The sequence below is a fragment of the Achromobacter insolitus genome, assembly GCF_002209555.1.
Lineage (GTDB): Bacteria > Pseudomonadota > Gammaproteobacteria > Burkholderiales > Burkholderiaceae_B > Achromobacter > Achromobacter insolitus.
In genome coordinates this window covers 167,767-190,058 of record NZ_NJIF01000003.1, presented here as the reverse complement: position 1 = coordinate 190,058, position 22,292 = coordinate 167,767, and the positions used below count along the sequence as shown (strand labels likewise).

Below are 22,292 nucleotides of genomic sequence, written 5' to 3'. Positions count from 1 at the left end.
GCAATACGTCGAACCGCGAGCTGGGGGTGCGCGTGGTGTGGGCCCTGGTTTCTGCCTACATCGCGCGACCTCCAGCTACGGCCTCAACGCATCAGAGGCTGTAGTACATGTCGAACTCGACGGGGTGCGGCGTCATGCGCAGACGGTTCACGTCGCCCATCTTCAGGTCGATGTAGGCGCTGAGCATGTCGTTGCTGAACACGCCGCCGCGGGTCAGGAACTCGCGGTCGTTGTCCAGGGCTTCCAGAGCCTGCTCCAGCGACGCGCAGACGGTCGGGATCTTGGCATCTTCTTCCGGCGGCAGGTCGTACAGATTCTTGTCGGCGGGATCGCCGGGGTGAATCTTGTTCTGCACGCCGTCCAGGCCGGCCATCATCAGGGCCGAGAAAGCCAGGTACGGGTTGGCCAGGGGATCCGGGAAACGCGCTTCGACGCGGCGGGCCTTCGGATTGCTCACGTACGGGATGCGGATCGAAGCCGAGCGGTTGCGGGCCGAATAGGCCAGCTTCACGGGCGCTTCGTAGTGCGGAACCAGGCGCTTGTACGAGTTCGTGCCGGGGTTGGTAATGGCGTTCAGCGCGCGAGCGTGCTTGATGATGCCGCCGATGTAGTACAGCGCGAACTCGGACAGGCCGGCGTAGCCGTTGCCCGCGAACAGGTTCTGGCCGTCCTTCCAGATGGACTGGTGGACGTGCATGCCGGAGCCGTTGTCGCCGACGATGGGCTTGGGCATGAACGTGGCGGTCTTGCCGTAGGCGTGGGCCACGTTGTGGATCACGTACTTGACGATCTGCGTCCAGTCGGCGCGCTGCACCAGGGTGCTGAACTTGGTGCCGATTTCGAGCTGGCCGGCGCCGGCCACTTCATGGTGGTGCACTTCGACCGGCACGCCCATTTGTTCCATCAGCAGGCACATTTCCGAACGCATGTCCTGGAACGAATCGACCGGCGGCACGGGGAAGTAGCCGCCCTTGACGGTGGGACGGTGGCCGGTGTTGCCGCCTTCGAACTCCAGGCCCGAGGACCAGGGCGCTTCTTCGGACTTGATCTTGACGAAAGTGCCGGACATGTCGCTATTCCAGGTCACGCCGTCAAACACGAAGAATTCAGGTTCCGGACCGAAATAGGCGGTATCGCCCAGGCCGGAGGACTTCAGGTAGGCTTCGGCGCGCTTGGCCAGCGAACGCGGGTCGCGGTCATAGCCCTTCAGGTCGGAGGGTTCGACCACGTCGCACGACAGGATCATGGTCGGCTCTTCGCGGAACGGATCCAGGTTGGCGGTGGCGCAGTCGGGGATGAGCAGCATGTCGGACGCTTCGATGCCCTTCCAACCCGGGATCGACGAACCGTCGAAAGCCTGCCCGCTTTCCAGCTTGTCTTCGTCGATCTGGCTGACGGGCACGGAAACGTGGTGCTCGCGGCCAACCGTGTCGGTAAAGCGGAAATCCACGAATTTGACTTCGTTATCGGCGATCTGTTTCAGGACGTCTTTCGGGCTTGCCATGTCATCTCCATTAGATAAAAAGGTCGAGGGCTCCACCCGTCGACTGGCATAAAAGAGGGAAGCAATAAGCGTGCCAGGTTCTACCCCCGGGATTCCCCGGGGAAGTCGGCTCGGTCATTGGAAAATGTAGCACCATCATGGTGCAAATAGTGGGGCACGAACGCCCCACTATGGTGCATAGAGGCTACAGGAACATTTCCTGCAGGTCATTGAGGAATCTCCAGCCCAATGGAGTGGCCCGCAGCCGCGTGGGGTCGGCATCCAGCAAGCCCCGCCTGGATGCTGCCTCCAATTGGTGCGCAATGGCCGCCAGCGACAGGCCGGTGCGTTCATGGAAGGCGGTGGCCGCGACGCCGTCCTTCAGCCGCAAGGCATTCAACATGAATTCGAAGGGCAGCTCATCTGGGCCGACCTGGCGGCTTTCGGCGATATGGCTGCCGTCCCGGGCCATGGCGGCCTGCATCCAGGACTCGGGCCCGCGCAGGCGTGCCTCGCGCAAGATGCGGTCATGGAAGGACAGCTTGCCATGCGCGCCGGGCCCCAGGCCGAGGTAATCGCCGAACTCCCAGTAATTCAGGTTATGGCGGCAGCGGGCGCCGGGCTTGGCATACGCGGAAACTTCATAACGCGCGAGGCCCGCCGCCGCCAGCTCGGCTTCAACGGCGTCCTGCATGGCTGCGCTGGTGTCGTCGTCGGGCAGGTCTTCGGGCGGAAACTTCGCGAAGACGGTATTGGGCTCCATCGTGAGGTGATAGAGCGAGAGATGCTCGGTGCCAAACGCCACGGCTTGCCGAAGATCCGCCACACAGGCGTCCAGCGTCTGTCCGGGCAGGGCAAACATCATGTCCAGGTTGACGCGCGGGACCGCGCGCTGCGCCATCTCGATCGCCGCCCTCGCCTGCGCGCTGTCGTGGATGCGGCCCAGCTTTTTCAACTGTGCGTCGTCGAAACTCTGGATGCCTAGCGAGAACCGCGTCACGCCGCTGGCGGCATAGTCGCGGAAACGCCCGGCCTCGGCGGTGCCGGGATTGGCCTCCATCGTGATCTCGGCGTCAGGCCACAGGTTCAGACAGGCGCGCAGCATCGCGAGCAGTTCGTCCAGCCCCGCCGATGACAGCAGGCTGGGAGTGCCCCCGCCGATGAACACCGACACCACCTGGCGCCCCCAGATGGAGGGCAGCGCCTGCTCGAGATCGCTGCGCAAGGCATCCAGATAGGCGCGTTCCGGAATCTCGCCCGCCGCAGCGTGCGAATTGAAGTCGCAATAAGGACATTTGCGCACGCACCACGGTACGTGCACGTAGACCGAAAGGGGCGGCAGGCTGGTCAGCGTGGCGCCGGCCGGAACCTTCAGGCGCGACGGCTGCGCGCCCAGGTCGTTGCGGATGGGAATGATGATGGACATGCGTAATTCCTGGACCAGGCGCCGTGCGGCGCTCTCGTCAAGCCTGGCTCAGCTTGCTCAACAGTTCGCGCAACGCGCGGGCGCGGTGGCTTAGCCGGTTCTTTTCCTCCGGGTCCAGGGCGGCGGCGGTCAGGGCCTGGTCGGGCAGGTAGAAATGCGGGTCGTAGCCAAAACCGTTGGCGCCTTCGGGCTGGTCGATGATCTCGCCATGCCACAGGCCTTCGCCGATGAGCGGCCGCGGGTCATTCTCGGAACGCACCAACGCAAGCACGGCGACATACCAGGCGCTACGGTCCGCGACACCGGCCAGCTTGCGCACCAGCAGATCATTATTGGCCTGGTCGGACTTTTCGCCGCCATGCATCTTGGCATAGCGCGCCGAATACACGCCCGGCGCGCCGTCCAGTGCCGCCACGCACAGGCCGGAGTCGTCCGCCAGGGCTGGCAAGCCGGTCAGGCGGCTCGCATGGCGGGCCTTGGCCAGCGCGTTCTCAACGAACGTAACGTGAGGTTCTTCGGCTTCGGGCACCCCCAGTTCGCCTTGGGGCACCAGCTCTATGCCCAGGGGCGCGAACAAGGCGGAGAACTCGCGCAACTTGCCGGCGTTATTGGAGGCCAGCACGACGCGGCGCAGGGAATCGGGAATCTTGGGAGCAGTCATGGGCAAATTGTATAGGGCGCCGGCGTCGCGCGCCGCCCGGCATGCGCGATGCCCAGGTGCGTTGGAAGGATATGGCGGGATCTGTGTTGACAGCCGGACGGCCGTTGCCTGAAGATGGCGCGCCAGCCGTCGGCGAAACAACGCAGACATATTCCGTTGTCAATATGATCAAACTTGTCACTGATAGTATCTGAACGCACCGGCGATGGACCCCATTCACGCTTTGCCCCGGCCGGTAGCGGCCCGCGCGCCCTCAACTCCCCTGGACTGCGCGTCAGCGCACGTGAGCCTTGCCGGCATCTTGCGCGAACGGCTGTTGCGCCCGCGGTTCCAGCCGGTGGTCGATCTTTCCCACAGTCGCATCTACGGTCATGAAAGCCTGATCCGCGGGCCCGCCGACACGGCCTTGCACTTTCCCGACGCCCTGTTTGCCGAGGCCCGCCGCCAAGGCCTGCATCCCCAACTGGAGCTGGCGAGCTTTCGCGCCGGCGCCCAGGGTTTTCATCAGCACGACGCCGCCGGCATGCTGTTCCTGAACCTGTCCGGCTCCGCGCTGCTTCACTACTGGACCCTGTGGGGCGAGGAAATGCCCCAGCGCCTGCTCAAGAATTGCTCACTGGCGCCGTCCAGCATCATTGTCGAGCTGACCGAACAGGATCCCCTGTCCGAGCATATGGCGGAGCTGGCGGGCGCATTCGCCTGCCTGCGCGCGTACGGCATGCGGGTCGCGCTGGATGATTATGGCGTGGGCAATTCCAATCTCCAGCTATGGGCCGAGATGCAGCCGGACCTGGTCAAGATCGACCGCTACTTCTTCGACGGCATCGGCCATGACGAACGCAAACAAAACATGGTGCGCGCCATCCTGAAAGTGGCGCAGCACCTGGGTACGACCATCGTGGCCGAGGGTATCGAAACCGCCGAGGATTTGGCGGTGGTACGTGAAATGGACATCCGGTACGCGCAAGGCTGGTTGCTGGGCCGGCCCGACGAGACGCTGCTGACCGAGCTCGCTCCCCCCTTGCGGGACTCGTTGAGGCAACGCTCACCTGCCGCCCCGGCCCAACGCGGCGCGGGAGGCACCGCCGCCAGCCTGCGCGTCGAGGCCCCAGCCGTTCAGCTGACCGGGCACACCAATGACGACGTGCACCGGCTGTTCATCGAGCACAAAGACATGCACGCCGTGGCGGTGGTGGATGACGACAATCGCCCTGTGGGCATCATCAACCGCCGCGACTTCTCCGAACATTACGCGCAGCGCTACACACGCGAACTCTTCGGACGGGACGCCTGCTCCACGTTCATGAACGCCGAACCGGTGCTGGTGGACCTGGACGTATCCATCGATCAGCTGAGCCATGTGCTGATCTCCGAAGACCAGCGCTATTTGATGGACGGCCTGATCATTACACGCGAAGGCCGCTACGATGGCCTGGCCACCGGCGAAACGCTGGTGCGCTCGGTGACGGAAATGCGCATCGAAGCGGCGCGCTACGCCAATCCGCTGACCTCCCTGCCCGGCAACATTCCCATCAGCCGGCACATTGCCACCCTGCTGGAGGACGCGGACGACTTCACCATCTGCTATGGCGACCTGAACAACTTCAAGCCCTTCAACGACGTCTATGGCTATTGGCGCGGCGACGACATGATCATGCTCACGGCCGAAGTCATCAAGCGCCACTGCGATCCCCAGCGCGACTTCGTCGGCCATGTGGGCGGCGACGATTTCGTGGTGCTGCTGCGCAGTCCTGACTGGATCGCTCGCGTGCGACGCATCATCGCGGAATTCAACGACCGCGCCATGGACCTGTACGACGACGAAGGCCGCCGCAACGGCGGGATCGAAGCGGAGGACCGCTACGGGGTGCCCCGCTACTTTCCCTTTGTGACCCTGGGCGTTGGCGCCCTCACCGTGACGCCGTCGTTATGCGAGCGCATCCGCCCTGAGGACATCGCGTCGGCCGCCGCTCATGTCAAGCACAAGGTCAAGCACGGGAACTTGTCGTTGGTGGCCGAGCGCTACACCGGCGGCATCCTGCCGCAGCTCGACAGCTGAGTCCTGCCTGGCCACAATGCTGGCCGGCTGGGCGATCTGGAACACCGACACCGCGCGGCGCAATCCCTGGGCCTGGGCTTCCAGGGCGGCAGCCGCGGCGGCGGTCTGCTCCACCATGGCGGCATTTTCCTGGGTGGAGCGCTCAATGTCCGCCACGGCCTGATTCACCGAGGCGATGCCGGCAGCTTGTTCGGCGGTGGCGCTGGAGATCTCGGCCACGATCTGCGTCACGCGATCCACCGATTGGAGCATGTCGCGCATGGTATCTCCCGCCACGCCGACCTGCCGCACGCCCGCCTGCACGCGCGCGGCCGAGTCGTCGATCAAGCCCTTGATTTCCTTGGCGGCCTGCGCGCTGCGCTGGGCCAGCGACCGCACCTCGCCCGCCACCACCGCAAATCCCTTGCCCTGCTCGCCCGCGCGCGCCGCTTCCACGGCGGCGTTGAGCGCGAGAATATTGGTCTGGAAAGCGATGCTGTCCACCACGCCGACAATCTCGCCAATACGACGGGCGCTCTCGGCAATGCCCTGCATGCTCTGCACGACTTCCTCGACCGCCTCGCCGCCACGTTGCGCCAGGCGGGTGGCGCCAAGCGCCTGCCGGCTGGCCAAATCGGCGTTACCCGCGGTCAGCTGCACGGTGTGCGCCAGCTGCATCATGTTGGCCGACGCTTCCTGCAGTGACCCCGCCTGGCGCGCCGTGCGATCCGACATGTCCGCGCCACCCGCCGCGATCTCGCCCGAGCCGGTATGGATTTCTTCCACGCCGCGGCGCACCGAAGCCACGGCCGCCGACAACCCCGTCTGCATGCGCCGCATGGCGCTGTACAGGACGCCGATCTCGTTGTCGCCGCGCATCGCAATCGCGCCCGTCAGGTCCCCGTCGGCGATGCGGTCGAAATGCGCACCGGCCTCGTTCAAGGGCCTCAGGATGTTCCGGCGGAAAGCCAGCCGGATCAGCACGGCCAGCAGCAGAACCAACGCCAGCACACCCGCCGCCACCGCGATCACCCGCTCCAGCGTGAGACTGGCGCTGGCGACGGCGGCCTGACCCTGGTCTCGCGCATAGGTCTGATAGGCGCCGGCCTCCTTCACGTAGGCAGCGCCGCTGGCCGGCAGCACCTTGTCCACCAGACGGTTCACCTCGATCCCATTCCAGCCCTTGATCGCCGTGTGCATGGGAGCCAGCGTCTGCTCGGCGAAGGCGGCATAGGCTGCCAGCACGCCGTCGAAAAGCGGCGCCCCTTGGGCGCTAGTATCAGGATTTTCGCGCAGGCGCGTCAGGCTGGCTGCCGCCTGCTTGAAGAGCGTGTCCGCCTGCTCCAAAGCCTGGTTGCGCGCCTCTTCCAGGCCGCCCTCCATCGCCGTCTTGGCGTCCGTGAGCGCGGCGCGCGCCTGGAACAACCGGCTTGTCAGGTCCGCCAGGTCGCTGGCGCGCTCGATGCTGCCTCGGCCCAGGGCCTCGATATCCGCGCGGTTCTCGCGCAGCACAGCGATGCCCGCTGCCGCCGCCACCGCGAACAGCACCACAAACAACGCAAGAATGGCAGACAACGCCGTGGTGACCTTGATGTTTTTCCGCATATCCATCCGTACAGAACCTGCCGCCCGCGGCGGCGTTCTGGCGGATTATGGCCATGCAGTTTGGCAATTTCTTGACACAACCCCGACGTCCCGATGACAAACTCCCGTCATGAAACCGAACCCCGTATTAAGCAATTGTGAATTGGCAGGGACGGCTGCTTTGCGGCACATTGAACGCTGCACCGATCCATTACCCATACAGAAAACAGCATCATGCCCAACGCCTCCCACGCCTACCAGGACATCCGCGAAGCCGTGCGCGACCTCTGCGCCCAGTTCCCCTCCGAATATTTCCGCAAGGTCGACGAAGAACGCGGTTACCCTGAAGCCTTCGTCCGCGCCCTGACCGAGGCGGGCTGGCTGGCCGCGCTGATCCCGCAGGAATACGGCGGCTCCGGCCTGGGGCTTACCGAAGCCTCGGTCATCATGGAAGAAATCAACCGCAGCGGCGGCAACTCTGGCGCCTGCCACGGCCAGATGTACAACATGGGCACCTTGCTGCGCCACGGCTCCGAGGCCCAGAAACGCGAATACCTCCCCCGCATCGCCGCCGGCGAACTGCGTCTGCAGTCGATGGGCGTGACCGAACCCACCACCGGCACCGATACCACCAAGATCAAGACCACCGCCGTCAAACGCGGCGACCGCTACGTCATCAACGGCCAAAAGGTCTGGATCTCTCGCGTGCAGCATTCCGACCTGATGATCCTCCTGGCGCGCACCACGCCGTTGGACCAGGTCACGCGCAAATCGGAAGGCATGTCGATCTTCCTCGTGGACCTGCATCACGCGGTGAAGCACGGCATGTCGATCCGGCCGATCCCCAACATGGTCAACCACGAGACCAACGAGCTGTTCTTCGACAACCTGGAAATCCCCGAAGAGAACCTGATCGGCGAAGAAGGCAAAGGTTTCAAGTACATCCTGGACGGCCTGAACGCCGAACGCACCCTCATCGCCGCCGAGTGCATCGGCGACGGCTACTGGTTCGTGGACAAGGTCACCGCCTACGCTAAGGAACGCATGGTATTCGGCCGCCCTATTGGCCAAAACCAGGGCGTGCAGTTCCCCATTGCCCGCGCCCACATCAACGTCGAAGCCGCCAGCCTCATGCGCTATGAAGCCTGCCGCCTGTTCGACGCGCACGAGCCCTGCGGCGCCCAGGCCAATATGGCCAAGCTGCTCGCAGCCGACGCATCCTGGGAAGCCGCCAACGCCTGCCTGCAGTTCCATGGCGGCTTCGGCTTCGCCACGGAATACGATGTCGAACGCAAGTTCCGCGAGACCCGCCTCTACCAGGTTGCCCCCATCTCGACCAACCTGATCCTGTCCTACGTGGCTGAGCACATCCTGGGCCTGCCCCGCTCCTTCTGATCCGGTACCGACACCAATGACCGCTGCCAACGACATCCCGCACCTGAGCGCCGACCTCGCGGCCTTCGCCGCAAACCTGCGTTACGAAGACATTCCGGCCCCGGTACTGCGCCGCGCCGAGGACCTGCTGCTGGACTGCCTGGCCTCCATCCTGGCCGGCGCCTCCGCTCGCGCCGTGCAGGCCATCGACCGCTACGCCGCCGCGATGGGGCCGGCCGACGGGCCGAGCGAAGTCCTGATCACCCGCCGCCGCACCACGCCGCTGTTCGCCGCCATGGTCAACGCCGCGGCCGCTCACGTCGTCGAGCAGGACGACGTGCACAACGGTTCCGTATTCCACCCCGCCGCGGTGGTTTTCCCTCCCGCATTGGCGGTGGCCCAGGCACTGGGCCGCTCCGGCCGGGACCTGTTGGTCGCCTCCGTAGCCGGCTATGAAGTGGGCATCCGCGTGGGCGAATTCCTAGGCCGTTCGCACTACAAAATTTTCCACACGACCGGCACCGCGGGCACGTTGGCGGCCGCCGTCACCACCGGCCGCTTGCTCAATCTGTCCGCCGAGGAAATGCTGCACGCGCTGGGCTCGGCCGGCACGCAGGCCGCGGGCCTCTGGGAATTCCTGCGCGATGCGGCGGATTCCAAGCAGTTGCACACCGCCAAGGCCGCCGCCGACGGTATCACCGCCGCCTATCTGGCCCGCGAAGGTTTCACGGGCGCGCGCCATATCCTGGAAGGTCCGCAGGGCATGGCTGCGGGCATGTCCACCGACGCGGATCCCAGCCGCCTCTGCGACCGTCTGGGCGAACGCTGGGCGCTGGCCGAAACCTCGTTCAAGTTCCATGCCTCCTGCCGCCATACCCATCCCGCCGCCGACGCGTTGCAGCAGGCGTTGCGTGACAACAATCTGACCGAAGCGGATATCGAGCGGGTGGTGGCCCATGTGCACCAGGGCGCCATCGACGTGCTGGGCCCCGTCGTCAATCCGCAGACCGTGCACCAATCCAAGTTCTCGATGGGAACGGTTTTGGCGCTTATCGCGCGCCAGGGCCGAGCGGGCCTGGCGGAGTTCGACGCGGGCCTGGACGATCCGGGCGTGGCCACGTTCCGCGGCAAGGTCGAGATGGAGCTGGACCCTGAGGTCGACGGCGCCTACCCGCAACGCTGGATCGGCAAGGTCACCGTCTACACCCGCGACGGCCGCAAGCTGCATGGCCGCGTGGATGAACCCAAGGGCGATCCGGGCAACACCCTGAGCCGAGCGGAAATCGAGGACAAAACGCTAAGTCTGGGCCGCTACGCGGACGCCGCTACCGAACAAGAACTGCACGGGTTGATCGCTGCGATCTGGAATCTGGAAAAGGCGGAAAAAATAGGAATGCTGCTGGCGTCGAAGTAAAGCCCGTCGCCGAATCTACGGGTTGGCCGCGGGGTCCGCGTCCAACCCGTTTCTTTTGATGCCGATCAGGCCAGCGCAGCGCGCTGCGCGCGCACCAGGCCCGCGATGCCGCTTTCGGCCAGCACCAGCATCGTGTCCAGCTCCGCGCGGGTAAAGGTCGCGCCCTCGCCCGTGCCCTGCACTTCCACGAACGCCCCGCTACCGGTCATGATCACATTCACGTCGGCGTCGCAGGCCGAGTCTTCCTCGTAATCCAGGTCCAGCACGGCGCGGCCCTGCACCAGGCCGACGGACACAGCCGCGACCGCATCACGGATCGGATTCGCGGCGAGGTCGCCGCGCTTCATCAACAACGCAACGGCATCGGCCGCCGCCACCCAGGCGCCGGTAATGCTGGCGCAGCGCGTGCCGCCGTCTGCCTGCAAGACGTCGCAATCCAGATGCAGCGTGCGCTCGCCCAGCGCCTTCATGTCGAACACCGCGCGCAGACTGCGGCCGATCAAGCGCTGGATTTCCTGGGTCCGGCCGCTTTGCTTGCCCCGCGCCGCCTCACGGTCGCCCCGCGTGTGGGTGGCCCGCGGCAACATGCCGTATTCAGCCGTTACCCAGCCTTCCCCCTTCCCCTTCAGGAAAGGCGGTACTTTCTCTAATACGCTGGCCGTGCACAACACATGGGTATTGCCAGCCTTCACCAGCACCGAACCTTCGGCGTAGCGCGTGAATCCGCGCTCCAGGCTGAACGGCCGCAATTCGTCGACGGCGCGGCCCGAGGGACGGGCGATGGCGGGGGTAGTGGTCACAGGCAAACTCCAGACGTGGCTTAGATCCGCCGCATTGTACGGGCTGGCCCGCAGGAAAGCGCCGCTTGGAGTATCCTGCCGCGATACAACCGGTACAAACCCCTGTTTCCGCGCCGAAAACCCGGCTGGCGCGGCCGCCGGCACCACCGGCTCCCAATAAAAAGCATTTCCAGGACACGCAAATCATGATTCGCAGCATGACCGCTTTCGGCAACGCCCGCGCAGACCTCGAGCAAGGCACGCTTGCGCTCGAATTCCGCAGCGTCAACAGCCGCTTCCTCGACCTCTATTTCCGTCTGCCCGACGAGTTGCGCCACGTGGAAACGCCGCTGCGCGAACTGCTGACCGCCAACCTGGCGCGAGGCAAGGTCGAAATCCGCGTTTCCTATACGCGCAATGCCAGCACCGACCTGTCCAAGCTGGAACCCGCCTGGCTGGAAAGCCTGGCCGAACAGTTGCAGGCGGCACGCCGCATCCTCCCGGACATCGCCGCCCCGCGCCTGGTCGAACTGTTCAACTGGCCCGGGCAGCGCGCCAACGACGCGCTCGACCCGCAGGTCTGGGGCGCCGCCTGCTTGCAGGCCGCCCAACAGGCGCTGACGCAACTGCAGGAAGGCCGCGAGCGCGAAGGCGAACGCCTGGCCGGCATGATGCGCGAGTGCGCCGATGGCGTAGCGCGCATCGTGGAGCTGGTGCAGGCACACCTGCCTCAACTGCTGGCCGACCACCGCGACAAACTCGCCGCCAAGCTGCGCGAAAGCGTGGAATCCGCTTTCCCCGGCGGCTTCACCCATATTTCGGGCGCGGAACTGTCGGAACGCCTGTCCCAGGAGGCAAACCTTTTTGCGCTGCGCATCGATGTGGCGGAAGAGCTTTCGCGCTTGCGCTCGCACCTGGAAGAGTTGCGCCACCTCCTGGGCGATGGCGGCGGCAAGCAGACTGCCGGCAAGAAAAACGCCGGCAGCGCCGGTAAGCGCCTGGACTTCCTGTTCCAGGAAATGAACCGTGAAGCCAACACGCTGGGCTCCAAGGCCGGCAGCATGGAAGTCACCCGCGCAGCCATGGACCTCAAGCTGCTGATCGAGCAAATGCGGGAACAGGCGCAGAACATCGAGTAACCGGCCCACGGGCGACGGCTTACTTGTCCGCGCCCGCCCGTGCCAAGGCCACGGCCGCCGCCCTTACATTGACGGCGACGCTTCGGCACGGGAAAGCGGTGATCGCTCACCGCGCGGTCCTGCCCTGGTACTACGTAACGTCATCGAACGTAACCCGGAAGCCGTCATCGAAGCGCTGGCTTGACCAGCCTTCAACGCGCCTCGCCCGCCGCGGGCTCGCCGCGCAGCGCCGAATCCAGATAAGCGCTACGCGCCCGCGCGTCGGGGAAATGCATGTCGCGGTAGCTCACAAAGCGCGAGCCGCGCACCAACCTGTAACCGGCCCAGATCAGCAGGAACAACGGGATGCCGATATAGGTCGCGACCACCCCGCCCCAGTTGATCTTGTCTTGCAGGAAGGCCTGGTAGTTCTGCCCCAGCGTGATAATCAGGCACAACACGAAAGCAAAAATCGGTCCAAATGGAAAGAACGGCGACACATAGGGCAGATCGGCCAGGTTGTGGCCTTGCTTTACGTAACCGCGACGGAAGCGATAGTGGCTGATGGCGATGCCTAGCCACGCGATGAAGCCCGTCATGCCCGAGGTGTTGAGCAGCCAGATATAGACTGCGTTAGGGCTGAAGACAAAGGTGAAAAAGCACAGCGCGGCCACGGCGGTCGTCGCCAGCAGCGCCCACAGCGGCACGCCGCTGCGCGAGATCCGGCCGAAGATGCGTGGCGCCTTGCCTTCCCGCGCCAGGCTGTAGAGCATGCGCGTGGCGGCATACATGCCGGAATTGCCGGCAGACAGCACCGACGTCAGCACCACTGCGTTCATGATGGAGGCCGCCCCCAGCAGACCGGCGCGCTCGAAAATCAGGGCAAAGGGGCTGACGCTGATGTCCTCGACCTCGTTGCGCAGCAGATGCGGGTCGGTATAGGGAATGAGCAGGCCGATGACCAGGATGGCCGCCACATAGAACAGCAGAATGCGCCAGAACACCTGGCGCACCGCGCGCGGCAGGTTGCGCGCCGGGTCCTTGGATTCGCCCGCGGCGATGCCAATGAGCTCGGTGCCCTGGAAGGAAAAACCGACCACCATGGCCACGCCGATCAGCGCCGCGAAGCCACCGGAAAAAGGCGCGTCGCCCACGGTCCAGTTGGCCAGGCCGCCGGTCTCGCCGCCACGGATAATGCCCAGCAGCATCATCACGCCCATCGCCACGAAGGCCAGCACGGCGATGACCTTGATCAGCGCAAACCAGAACTCGGCCTCGCCGAAGCCGCGCGCCGACATGGCGTTCAGGCCGAAGGTGATCGCCAGGAACAAGGCGCTCCAGTAGAAGCCGGGCACGTCCGGAAACCAGTAAGCCATGACAAGCTGCGCCGCCACCAGGTCCACGGCAACGGTCACTGCCCAGTTGTACCAATAGTTCCAGCCCAGGGCGAAACCGAAGCCGTCTTCGACGTAGCGGGCGCCGTAGGTGGAGAAAGACCCCGAAACCGGCATGGCGGCAGCCAGCTCGCCCAGGCTTGTCATCAGGAAATAGACCATGATGCCGATCAGCACATAGCCCAGCAACGCCCCGCCCGGCCCGGCCTTGGCGATCGTCGCGCCCGAGGCCACGAACAAGCCGGTGCCGATCGACCCACCTACCGCGATCATGGTCAGGTGGCGCGCGGACAGCGTGCGGCGCAGTTCGGAAGGCCGATCCGCCTTCGCCTCGCGCGTGCCGCCAGAGCGACGTTCATCGTGTTCCGATGGTGCCAAAATGCATTTCCTTCAGGTCATGAAGGCACCCGCGCGCAGCGCCAGGTGCCTGGGAATTTCCAAGCAACCGGCGAGAATAGCGCAAGAGGCCCCATCCGGTGAAATCGGACGGCCTCGGGGACGGATCAAGACACCTATTGAAACGCCGTTTCCATGAAGGTACGCAGCTTGCGCGAATGCAGGCGCTCCGGCGGCATGTCGCGCAGCCGTTCCAGGGCGCGGATGCCGATCTCCAGATGCTGGTTCACCTGTCGGCGATAGAAGGCGCTGGCCATGCCGGGCAACTTCAGCTCGCCATGCAGCGGCTTGTCCGACACGCACAGCAAAGTGCCATACGGTACCCGGAAACGAAAGCCGTTGGCCGCGATGGTGGCGGACTCCATGTCCAGCGCGATGGCGCGGGACTGCGCAAAACGCTCCACCAGTTCCAGATGGTCGCGCAGTTCCCAGTTGCGGTTGTCGATGGTCGCGACGGTGCCCGTGCGCATGATGCGCTTCAGATCCCAGCCGGACAGCCCCGCCACCTCTTCGACCGCCTGCTCCAGCGCGACCTGCACCTCGGCCAGCGCGGGCACCGGCACCCAGGTGGGCAGGTCGTCGTCCAGGACGTGGTCTTCGCGCACGTAACCATGCGCCAGCACGTAGTCGCCCAGCCGTTGGGAGTCGCGCAAGCCGGCGCAGTGGCCCAGCATCAGCCAGGCATGCGGGCGCAGCACCGCGATGTGGTCCGTAATGGTCTTGGCGTTGGACGGGCCCACGCCTATGTTCACGAGCGTGATGCCGGAATGGTCCCCGCGCACCAGGTGATACGCGGGCATTTGGGGCAGGCGGATGGCCTGGTCCTCGTCGCCAGGCCCGCTTTCACCCCTGCGCGTGATGCGATTGCCTGGCTCGACCAGCATGTCGTAGTCTTCGTTGCCGCTGGCCATCAAGGCCCGGGCGCGAGCGCAGAACTCATCCACGTAGAACTGGTAGTTGGTGAACAACACGAAGTTCTGGAAGTGCGCCGGAGCGGTCGCGGTGTAGTGCTGCAGGCGATGCAGCGAATAATCCACGCGCTGGGCCGTGAACGGCGCCAGCGGCTTCGGCTCGCCTTCCTTGCCGCGCCACGAACCGTTGACGATGGCGTCGTCTGTCACCGCCAGGTCGGGCACGTCGAACAGGTCGCGCAGGGGCCGCTTCAAGGCTTCCAGGTGCTCGCCTTCGACGTAGGCGCCTTCGGGGAAGGCAAAATGCAGCGGGATGGGGGAATCGGATTCTCCGACCTCCACCGCTACCCGATGATTCTGCAACAGCTGGCTTACCTGCTCTATCAGGTAATCGCGAAACAGCGCCGGCTGCGTGACGGTGGTCTGGTAGACGCCCGGCTCGGCCACGTGACCGTACGACAGCCGCGTATCGATGGGATCGTAGGTTTCCACGACGATACGGATGGCGGGATAGTAGGCCCGGGCGCGCTCGCGGCCGGTGCTGGAGCCTTTCAGCACTTCGCGGAAGGCGGCGCGCAGGAAAGCCGTATTGCGCGCATAGATTTCAATCAGGCGCTCCACCGCCGCCACAGCGTCCTGGAACGGCTCGAAGGGCAAGGCTTCCGGCCGGCTCATGGAAGACAAAGGGTGCACTGCGTTCATCATCGAGCTTTACTCCGCTTCTCATCTTATCTGTAACCGCGGCCGCTGCCGGCTTGCCGGGCCGCAGGGCCGATGGCGACGATTATGCCCGAGCCCGCGGAAGATGAAGTGTCATATTCGAGGAGTCGATGGCCTGCGGACGCAGTAACTTTCACGGACAAGAATGCTGCATTGCACTACAAATGTAATGAAACATTATTCCATTACAATCACATGGCAGTCCGGGGTTTTGCGTCCCGGAGATGCCCCCTTTCCGCCGGCTTGCCTGTCCAGGCAAAGCCATGCCGCCCACTCCGATTTTTGAAGTGACGTAATGACGCCGCCCACGCGAAAAGCCCGAATTGCCAAACTACGCATTCCCGTATTCCTGTCAGCACCCATCATTGCCCTGACGCTTTCCTGGATTCCCGACGCCGCTCAGGCGTCCATCCGCCCCGAGCAGGCCCGCCCCTCGCTCACCGGCCTGCGCCTGGCGCAGGAGCCCACCGTTCCCACCCTGCGCGACCGCGTCGTGCAAGCCGGCCTGGAGGCCATCGGCACTCCCTACAGCTGGGGCGGCGATGACGCCGAGGGCTTCGATTGCAGCGGACTGGTGTTGTATGTATTCCGCGAGATCGCCGGCCTGGAACTGCCCCGCACGGCGCGCGCCCAGCGCACCGCGGGTGAATCCGTCGGCGACAAGAAGGAGCTTCGCCCTGGCGACCTGGTGTTTTTTGCCACGCGCGGCCGAGGCGTGACCTCGCACGTCGGCATCTACATCGGCCAGAACAAGTTCGTCCACGCCCCGCGCCGCGGCACCAAGGTCCGCGTGGATGAAATGAAGAATCCGTACTGGAACAAGCGCTACGTCGGCGCACGGCGCTATCTGGATACCCAGCCCGGCCAGATGCTGGCCCAGGCATCTCCGCGCTGACGGCAAGATCCGGGCGGCGCCACTCGCGCCCGCCCAAGGGGCGGCACCACCACAGCCTGCCGCGGCCAGTCCGGAATGGACATGCCGCCGCAGGCTGGACGCGTTTCAGCCCCGGCCCACGAAGGGCATGTTGGTCGCCATGATGGTCATGAATTGCACATTGGCCTCCAGCGGCAGGCGCGCCATGGCGGCAACCGCCTGCGCCACGTGCGCCACGTCCATGCGCGGCTCTACCTTGGTGCTGCCATCGGCCTGCAGGATGCCGGCCGCCATGCGCTCGGTCATGTCGGTCGCGGCATTGCCGATATCGATCTGCCCGCAGGCGATGTTGTAAGGCCGGCAATCCAGCGAAATCGACTTGGTCAGCCCGGTCACCGCATGCTTGGTGGCGGTATAGGCGATGGAGAACGGCCGCGGCGCATGCGCCGAGATCGAACCGTTATTGATGATGCGCCCGCCGCGCGGGTTTTGCGCTTTCATGACGCGTATGGCGGCCTGCGCGCACAGGAACATGCCCGTCAGGTTGGTGTCCACCACCTCGCGCCAGACGGCCACGGGCAATTCTTCGATGGGCATGGCCGGCGCGCCGCGCCCGGCATTATTGAAAAGCACGTCCAGGCGGCCATATTCACGCTGCGTGGAGTCGAAGAGTTCGCGCACGGCCTGTTCATCGGATACGTCAGTGGGGACGACCAGCGCCCTCACTCCGTCCTCGCCCGCTGCCGTGCGAGTGGCTTCCAGGGGTTCGCGGCGGCGGCCGGCCAGCACGACCCGATAACCTTGCGCCAGGAATTCCAGCGCCACCGCGCGGCCTATGCCGGTACCGGCGCCGGTGACCAGCGCCACGCGCGGGTGTTCGATCTCGTTCGCTTGCATCGGATTCTCCTTGTTATCGATCGCCGAAATGCTACCCGAATCATTCTGGCGATGCTGCAAGCGAAGGTTCCAGCCGTGACATATGCGCAGCCTTCACACGCAAGTAAAAATTACTCTGCAGCACCGCTTGCAGGACGCATCGCACGTGCCATCAAATGGACGATCTCGTGTTGATCCGTCACAAGTATTTATATAATTATTAGAAATTAGCTTATTACCAAAAATCCAATAATCACTGGAGCAAGGTTCCCATGACCCCACGGTCCCTACCCGGCGCGCTGATCCTGGGCGCGGTGTTTGCAGCCTCGGCCGGGGCGCAAAGCGCGCCGGACGGCAAGCAGATCAGCACCCAGGGCGCAAACGGCGCGCCCGCCTGTATCACCTGTCACGGCGCCCGCGGCGAAGGCAATCCAGCCGCAGGCTTCCCCCAACTGGCCGGCATGGGCAGCGCCTATTTGAATGAACAGCTCGAAGCCATGGCCAACGGCTCGCGCGTCAGTCCGGTCATGGCGGCCACCGCCAAGGCTCTGGACCCGGCGCAGCGCAAGGCCGTGGCACAGTACTACGCAACCTTGCCGTCAGCGCTGGACACCGACAGGCTGGCCGCCACCGCCATGCACCCCGTCAATCCCAGCGATACCGGCGCCTGGCTGGCCACCCGCGGGGCCTGGGACAAGAACGTGCCGGCGTGCAACCAGTGCCACGGTCCGGGCGGCATCGGTGTCGGCGCCAACTTTCCCGCCTTGGCGGGCCAGCCCGCAGCCTACATTGCCAGCCAGCTGCGCGCGTGGCAGCAAGGCCAGCGCCCGCCCGGACCGCTGGCCTTGATGCCAGCCGTTGCCACCCGCCTCTCCAGCGCCGAAATCGACGCCGTGTCCGCCTACTATGCCGGCCTGCCCAAGGCCGCCGAGCAGCTTGCCGCGCAAGCCAACACCGCCGCGGGAGCCAAACAATGACCGCCACGCACCTGCGCCTGTTGTCCGCAGCCGCCTGCCTGTTCGCCACCGCTGCCGCGTTCGCGGCCGAACCGCGCCCGCCGTTCACGCCCCCGTCCGCCGCCGCCATCCCGGACAATGATTTCGGCCGCGCCGTGCGCGAAGGCGAGCAGATTTTCCTGCACACCCCGCAGAAGGCCGGCAAGTTCGTCGGCAACGACCTGAATTGCGCCAGTTGCCACCTGGACGCCGGCCGCCGCCCGGATTCCGCGCCGATGTGGGCTGCCTATGTGCTGTATCCCGCCTATCGCGCCAAGAACGGCCACGTCAACACGCTGGCCGAACGCCTGCAAGGCTGCTTCCGCTTCAGCATGAACGGCAAGGCGCCTCCCGCCGACGATCCCACCTTGACCGCGCTGCAGACCTATATGTTCTGGCTGGCCAGCAAGGCCCCCACCGGAGTGGTACTGGAAGGCCAGGGCTACCGCAAGCTGCCACCGCCCGCCCAAAAGGCGGACTACGTCCGCGGCAGCGAGGTCTACGCCCAGTATTGCGCCGTCTGCCACGGAGCGGAAGGCCAGGGCCAGAAGAACGGCAAGCACTGGGTGTTCCCGGCCTTGTGGGGAGCCGACTCCTTCAATTGGGGCGCGGGCATGCACCAGATCGGCAACGCGGCCGGCTTCATCAAGGCCAACATGCCCCTAGGGCAGGCCGGCATGCTGAGCGACCAGGAGGCCTGGGACGTCGCCTATTTCATGAATGCCCATGAGCGCCCCCAGGACCCGCGCTATACCGAATCGGTCGCCGCAACCCGGGCCAAGTACCATGACTCCGACGATTCGCTATACGGCATCGAGGTCAACGGCCACTTGCTGGGCAGCGACTCGCCGCCATCCGGCGGCAAGCTCAGGCAGGCCGCCGCCAAGGCCGGCGGTTAAGGCCAGACGCAAATAGCCAAGCGCAAATCGCGCGGCCGGCGGGGGGCTTTCCCCCTGCCGGGCCGCGCGATTTGCTATTCTTCGTGTCTTAGCATCACACGCCAGTCACATTCATGTCCGCCAATCCCGGAAACGTCTTCATGGTCGTCGCGCCCAGCGGCGCCGGCAAGTCCAGCCTGGTCAAGGCCTTGCTCCAGCAAGACCCCTCCATCCTGCTCTCCATATCCTGCACCACCCGCGCGCCCCGCCCCGGCGAGGAAGACGGCCGCGAATACCGCTTCGTATCCCCGGACGAATTCAAGCTCCTGCGCGAAGGCAATAATCTGCTGGAATGGGCGGAAGTGCATGGCAATTTCTACGGCACGCCCCGGGACCGCATCGACGAAGCCACGCGCGCCGGCCGCGACGTGCTGCTGGAAATCGACTGGCAAGGCGCGCGCCAGGTAAAGCAGCGCTTCCCCGGCGCGATCGGCGTGTTCGTGCTGCCGCCGTCCATCGATGAACTCGAAGCCCGCCTCAAGGCGCGCGGCCAGGACGAACCGCAAGTGATCGCACGCCGCTTGATGGCCGCGGGCGGCGAAATCGCCCACGCGCCTGAATGCGAATATGTTATTATTAATCAAGAATTTAGCGTGGCCTTATCGGAACTGACTCAAATAGTCAGCGCCGCTAGGCTGCGCTTTTCGTCTCAGGCCGCCCGTCACAGCCAGTTGTTCTCGCAACTGGGCATCCCGGCCGAACACTGAGCCGAACGCATTCTCCCTATCCTCCATCAGCACCAGGTGTCCTAATGGCTCGCATTACCGTCGAAGACTGTCTGAATCAAATCCCCAATCGTTTCAAGCTCACGCTGGCCGCGACCTACCGCGCCCGCGAGTTGGCGCAAGGCCATGCCCCGCGCCTGGACAGCAAAGACAAGCCCACGGTCACTGCCCTGCGTGAGATCGCAGGCGGCCTCACCGGCGTGGAAATGCTGCGTAAAGTACCCACCTGATCATCTCCGGGGGCGGCAAGCATGGCTTTTCCCGGGCTGAAGTACGCTTCATCAGGTCTGCTTGCCGCACTGCGTGCCGGCTCCCGTCTCGGGCGCCGCACGGGCAAGAAAGACAAGACTCCCCCCACGCCACCGTCCGTCGCCGCGCAAGAAGCGGCGGACGCGACCGCATCACCGGTCGCTTCGCTGGCGCCGCTGACCGAAATCATCGGCAGCTATCTCGACAAGAAAGACGTAGAGCGCGTGCGCGAGGCCTATCGCTTCGCGGACCAGGCCCACCTGGGCCAGTTCCGCGCCAGTGGCTCGCCCTACATCTCTCACCCCATCGCCGTCACGGAAATCTGCGCAGGCTGGAAGCTCGACGTCAACGCGTTGTCCGCCGCCCTGCTGCACGACGTGATGGAAGACCAGGGCATCGCCAAGCACGAGCTGGCCGAGAAATTCGGCCCTGAAGTCGCCGAACTGGTCGATGGCCTGTCCAAGCTGGATCGCCTGGACTTCGCCACCAAGGCCGAACAGCAGGCCGAGAGCTTCCGCAAGATGCTGCTGGCAATGGCGCGCGACGTGCGCGTCATCCTCATCAAGCTGGCCGACCGCCTGCACAACATGCGCACGCTGGACGCGGTCAATCCCGAAAAGCGCCGCCGCATCGCGCGCGAAACGCTGGACATCTACGCGCCCATCGCCCATCGCCTGGGCCTGAACCTGCTGTTCCGCGAACTACAGGACCTGTGCTTCGCGGCAATGTATCCCAACCGCTACCAGGTGCTGTACAAGGCGGTGCTGGCCGCGCGCGGCAACCGCCGCGAAGTGATCACCAAGATCGCCGATTCCGTGCGGGCTTCGTTGCCCGCCGCTGGCATCGAAGCCGAAGTCACCGGCCGCGAGAAGACGCTCTACGGCATCTACCGCAAGATGGTGGACCAGAAGAAGTCGTTTTCCGACGTACTGGACATCTACGGTTTTCGCGTCATCGTGCATACCTTGCCCGAGTGCTACCTGGCTTTGGGCACGCTGCATCAGCTCTACCGGCCCGTGCCCGGCAAGTTCAAGGACTACATCGCCATTCCCAAGGTGAACGGCTACCAGTCCCTGCACACGACCCTGGTCGGCCCCTATGGCACGCCCGTGGAATTCCAGTTCCGCACCCGCGACATGCACCACGTCGCGGAAGAAGGCGTGGCGTCGCACTGGCTCTACAAGGGCGCGGACCTGACGCTGAACGACCTGCAAAAGCGCACCCACCAGTGGCTGCAGTCGCTACTGGACATCCAGAGCCAGACCGGGGACTCCGGCGAGTTCCTGGAGCACGTCAAGGTCGACCTGTTCCCGGACGCGGTCTACGTTTTCACGCCCCGCGGCAAGATCATCTCCCTGCCTCGCGGCGCGACGCCCGTGGACTTCGCTTACGCGATCCACACCGATATCGGCAACCAGGCGGTGGCGGCCAAGGTCAATGGCGAGTTCGTGCCCCTGCGCACCGAACTGAACAGCGGCGACACAGTGGAAATCGTCACCTCCCCTGCCTCGCGTCCGAATGCGCAATGGCTCAACTACGTGCGCACCGGACGTGCGCGCTCCGAGATCCGCCATTACCTGCGCACGGTCAAGTACGAAGAATCGGTCGCGTTCGGTGAGCGCCTGCTGGGCCAGGCGCTGCAGGAACTGCACATGCCGCTACCCGCCACCGATGATCCGGCCTGGCAAAAGCTGGCGCGCAGCACGGGCGCCAGCTCGCGCGAGGAAATCCTGGCTGACATCGGGCTGGGCAAGCGCCTGGCCGCCGTCGTGGCGCGCCGCTTTGCGCCCGAACACCAACTGGTGGCGACCACGGCAGCCGCCGTGGACGAACTGACCTCCGCGCGCAGCGCCCCCATCCTGATCCAGGGCAACGAAGGCCAGGCCGTGCAGTTGGCGCCTTGCTGCGGCCCGCTGCCGGGCGACCCCATCATCGCCGGCATGCGCATGGGACACGGACTGGTGGTGCATACCGCCGACTGCCCGGTGGCCATGCGCCAGCGCCTGCGCGAGCCGGAACGCTGGATCAACGTCGCCTGGGACGCCCACACCGCCAAGCACCTGGCCACGCGCCTGGACATCGTCACGCGCAACGAGCGCGGCGTGCTGGGACGACTGGCCGCGGAAGTCACGGCGGCGGACGCCAACATCGTGCATGTCACCATGCACGATGACGCGGTCGCCACGGTGTCCTTGCATCTGACCATACAGGTCGATAGCCGCAAGCATCTGGCGCAGGTCATCCGCGCCATCCGCCATGTGCCGCAAGTGCAGAAGATCGTGCGCGTGAAGGGCTGAACGCAAGGTTGGCGTGCGGGGCTGTCCCCAGCCCCGCACG

Annotated in this window: 17 protein-coding genes and 2 pseudogenes; 11 read left to right on the top strand and 8 right to left on the bottom strand. The window is 65.1% G+C overall.

The window, feature by feature from the left end; all coding sequences use genetic code 11:
• Window positions 1–91 precede the first annotated feature (91 nt).
• The 3 genes from glnA to rdgB all read right to left on the bottom strand — a co-directional run bounded on the left by glnA (window position 92) and on the right by rdgB (window position 3,570).
• Entirely contained in the window at window positions 92–1,504 is a 1,413-nt protein-coding gene (glnA, locus tag CEY08_RS11175; RefSeq protein ID WP_076813698.1) for a type I glutamate--ammonia ligase, read from the bottom strand.
• 184 nt (window positions 1,505–1,688) lie between these two features.
• Entirely contained in the window at window positions 1,689–2,909 is a 1,221-nt protein-coding gene (gene hemW / locus CEY08_RS11170; RefSeq protein WP_063959717.1) for a radical SAM family heme chaperone HemW, read from the bottom strand.
• A 37-nt stretch (window positions 2,910–2,946) separates the two neighbouring features.
• Entirely contained in the window at window positions 2,947–3,570 is a 624-nt protein-coding gene (rdgB, locus tag CEY08_RS11165; RefSeq protein ID WP_042797076.1) for an RdgB/HAM1 family non-canonical purine NTP pyrophosphatase, read from the bottom strand.
• Window positions 3,571–3,853: 283 nt separating this feature from the next.
• Here rdgB and CEY08_RS11160 point away from each other — a divergent pair, with 283 nt between their 5' ends.
• On the top strand, window positions 3,854–5,629 hold the full coding sequence (locus CEY08_RS11160; RefSeq protein WP_084738551.1) for an EAL domain-containing protein: 1,776 nt from the start codon (window positions 3,854–3,856) through the stop codon (window positions 5,627–5,629).
• Window positions 5,630–5,779: 150 nt separating this feature from the next.
• On the opposite strand, the pseudogene CEY08_RS11155 reads toward CEY08_RS11160, so the two are convergent.
• Window positions 5,780–7,213: pseudogene (locus CEY08_RS11155) on the bottom strand (methyl-accepting chemotaxis protein); the annotation flags it as partial.
• 213 nt (window positions 7,214–7,426) lie between these two features.
• Between CEY08_RS11155 and CEY08_RS11150 the strand changes: the two are divergent.
• Entirely contained in the window at window positions 7,427–8,587 is a 1,161-nt protein-coding gene (locus CEY08_RS11150; RefSeq protein ID WP_059375802.1) for an acyl-CoA dehydrogenase family protein, read from the top strand.
• Between the two features lie 16 nt (window positions 8,588–8,603).
• Window positions 8,604–9,980, top strand: a complete 1,377-nt coding sequence (locus CEY08_RS11145) for an MmgE/PrpD family protein (protein WP_076813700.1) — start codon at window positions 8,604–8,606, stop codon at window positions 9,978–9,980.
• 65 nt (window positions 9,981–10,045) lie between these two features.
• Here CEY08_RS11145 and rph read toward each other — a convergent pair whose 3' ends face one another.
• Window positions 10,046–10,780 carry a ribonuclease PH gene (gene rph / locus CEY08_RS11140; RefSeq protein ID WP_063640528.1) on the bottom strand — a complete coding sequence of 245 codons (735 nt, stop codon included), beginning with the start codon at window positions 10,778–10,780 and terminating at the stop codon, window positions 10,046–10,048.
• 185 nt (window positions 10,781–10,965) lie between these two features.
• On the opposite strand from rph, the gene CEY08_RS11135 reads away from it, so the two are divergent.
• Both CEY08_RS11135 and CEY08_RS30145 read left to right on the top strand, forming a co-directional pair.
• Window positions 10,966–11,898, top strand: a complete 933-nt coding sequence (locus CEY08_RS11135) for a YicC/YloC family endoribonuclease (RefSeq protein ID WP_063640527.1) — start codon at window positions 10,966–10,968, stop codon at window positions 11,896–11,898.
• Between the two features lie 71 nt (window positions 11,899–11,969).
• Window positions 11,970–12,082 (top strand): annotated as a pseudogene (locus CEY08_RS30145) (helix-turn-helix domain-containing protein); the annotation flags it as partial.
• Window positions 12,083–12,089: 7 nt separating this feature from the next.
• On the opposite strand, the gene CEY08_RS11125 reads toward CEY08_RS30145, so the two are convergent.
• Together CEY08_RS11125 and CEY08_RS11120 are read right to left on the bottom strand one after the other, a co-directional pair.
• Entirely contained in the window at window positions 12,090–13,649 is a 1,560-nt protein-coding gene (locus CEY08_RS11125) for an amino acid permease (protein ID WP_063640526.1), read from the bottom strand.
• Between the two features lie 134 nt (window positions 13,650–13,783).
• On the bottom strand, window positions 13,784–15,283 hold the full coding sequence (locus tag CEY08_RS11120; RefSeq protein WP_372341590.1) for an AMP nucleosidase: 1,500 nt from the start codon (window positions 15,281–15,283) through the stop codon (window positions 13,784–13,786).
• Window positions 15,284–15,593: 310 nt separating this feature from the next.
• On the opposite strand from CEY08_RS11120, the gene CEY08_RS11115 reads away from it, so the two are divergent.
• Window positions 15,594–16,193, top strand: a complete 600-nt coding sequence (locus CEY08_RS11115; RefSeq protein ID WP_063640525.1) for a C40 family peptidase — start codon at window positions 15,594–15,596, stop codon at window positions 16,191–16,193.
• A gap of 105 nt (window positions 16,194–16,298) precedes the next feature.
• Here the strand turns inward: CEY08_RS11115 and CEY08_RS11110 are convergent, their stop codons facing one another.
• Window positions 16,299–17,069 carry an SDR family oxidoreductase gene (locus CEY08_RS11110; protein WP_042797081.1) on the bottom strand — a complete coding sequence of 257 codons (771 nt, stop codon included), beginning with the start codon at window positions 17,067–17,069 and terminating at the stop codon, window positions 16,299–16,301.
• Window positions 17,070–17,320: 251 nt separating this feature from the next.
• Here CEY08_RS11110 and CEY08_RS11105 point away from each other — a divergent pair, with 251 nt between their 5' ends.
• From CEY08_RS11105 to CEY08_RS11085, 5 genes are all read left to right on the top strand, one after another.
• Window positions 17,321–18,025 carry a c-type cytochrome gene (locus CEY08_RS11105; RefSeq protein ID WP_076813702.1) on the top strand — a complete coding sequence of 235 codons (705 nt, stop codon included), beginning with the start codon at window positions 17,321–17,323 and terminating at the stop codon, window positions 18,023–18,025.
• Window positions 18,022–18,942 carry a c-type cytochrome gene (locus CEY08_RS11100; RefSeq protein ID WP_063640523.1) on the top strand — a complete coding sequence of 307 codons (921 nt, stop codon included), beginning with the start codon at window positions 18,022–18,024 and terminating at the stop codon, window positions 18,940–18,942. The genes CEY08_RS11105 and CEY08_RS11100 overlap by 4 nt, the downstream gene beginning before the upstream one ends.
• A 113-nt stretch (window positions 18,943–19,055) precedes the next feature.
• Complete coding sequence (gene gmk, locus CEY08_RS11095; RefSeq protein ID WP_076813704.1) at window positions 19,056–19,688, top strand: guanylate kinase; 633 nt, start codon at window positions 19,056–19,058, stop codon at window positions 19,686–19,688.
• A 44-nt stretch (window positions 19,689–19,732) separates the two neighbouring features.
• Window positions 19,733–19,936, top strand: a complete 204-nt coding sequence (rpoZ, locus tag CEY08_RS11090; protein WP_006219679.1) for a DNA-directed RNA polymerase subunit omega — start codon at window positions 19,733–19,735, stop codon at window positions 19,934–19,936.
• Between the two features lie 21 nt (window positions 19,937–19,957).
• Window positions 19,958–22,252 carry a RelA/SpoT family protein gene (locus CEY08_RS11085; RefSeq protein ID WP_063959721.1) on the top strand — a complete coding sequence of 765 codons (2,295 nt, stop codon included), beginning with the start codon at window positions 19,958–19,960 and terminating at the stop codon, window positions 22,250–22,252.
• Window positions 22,253–22,292: the final 40 nt, after the last annotated feature.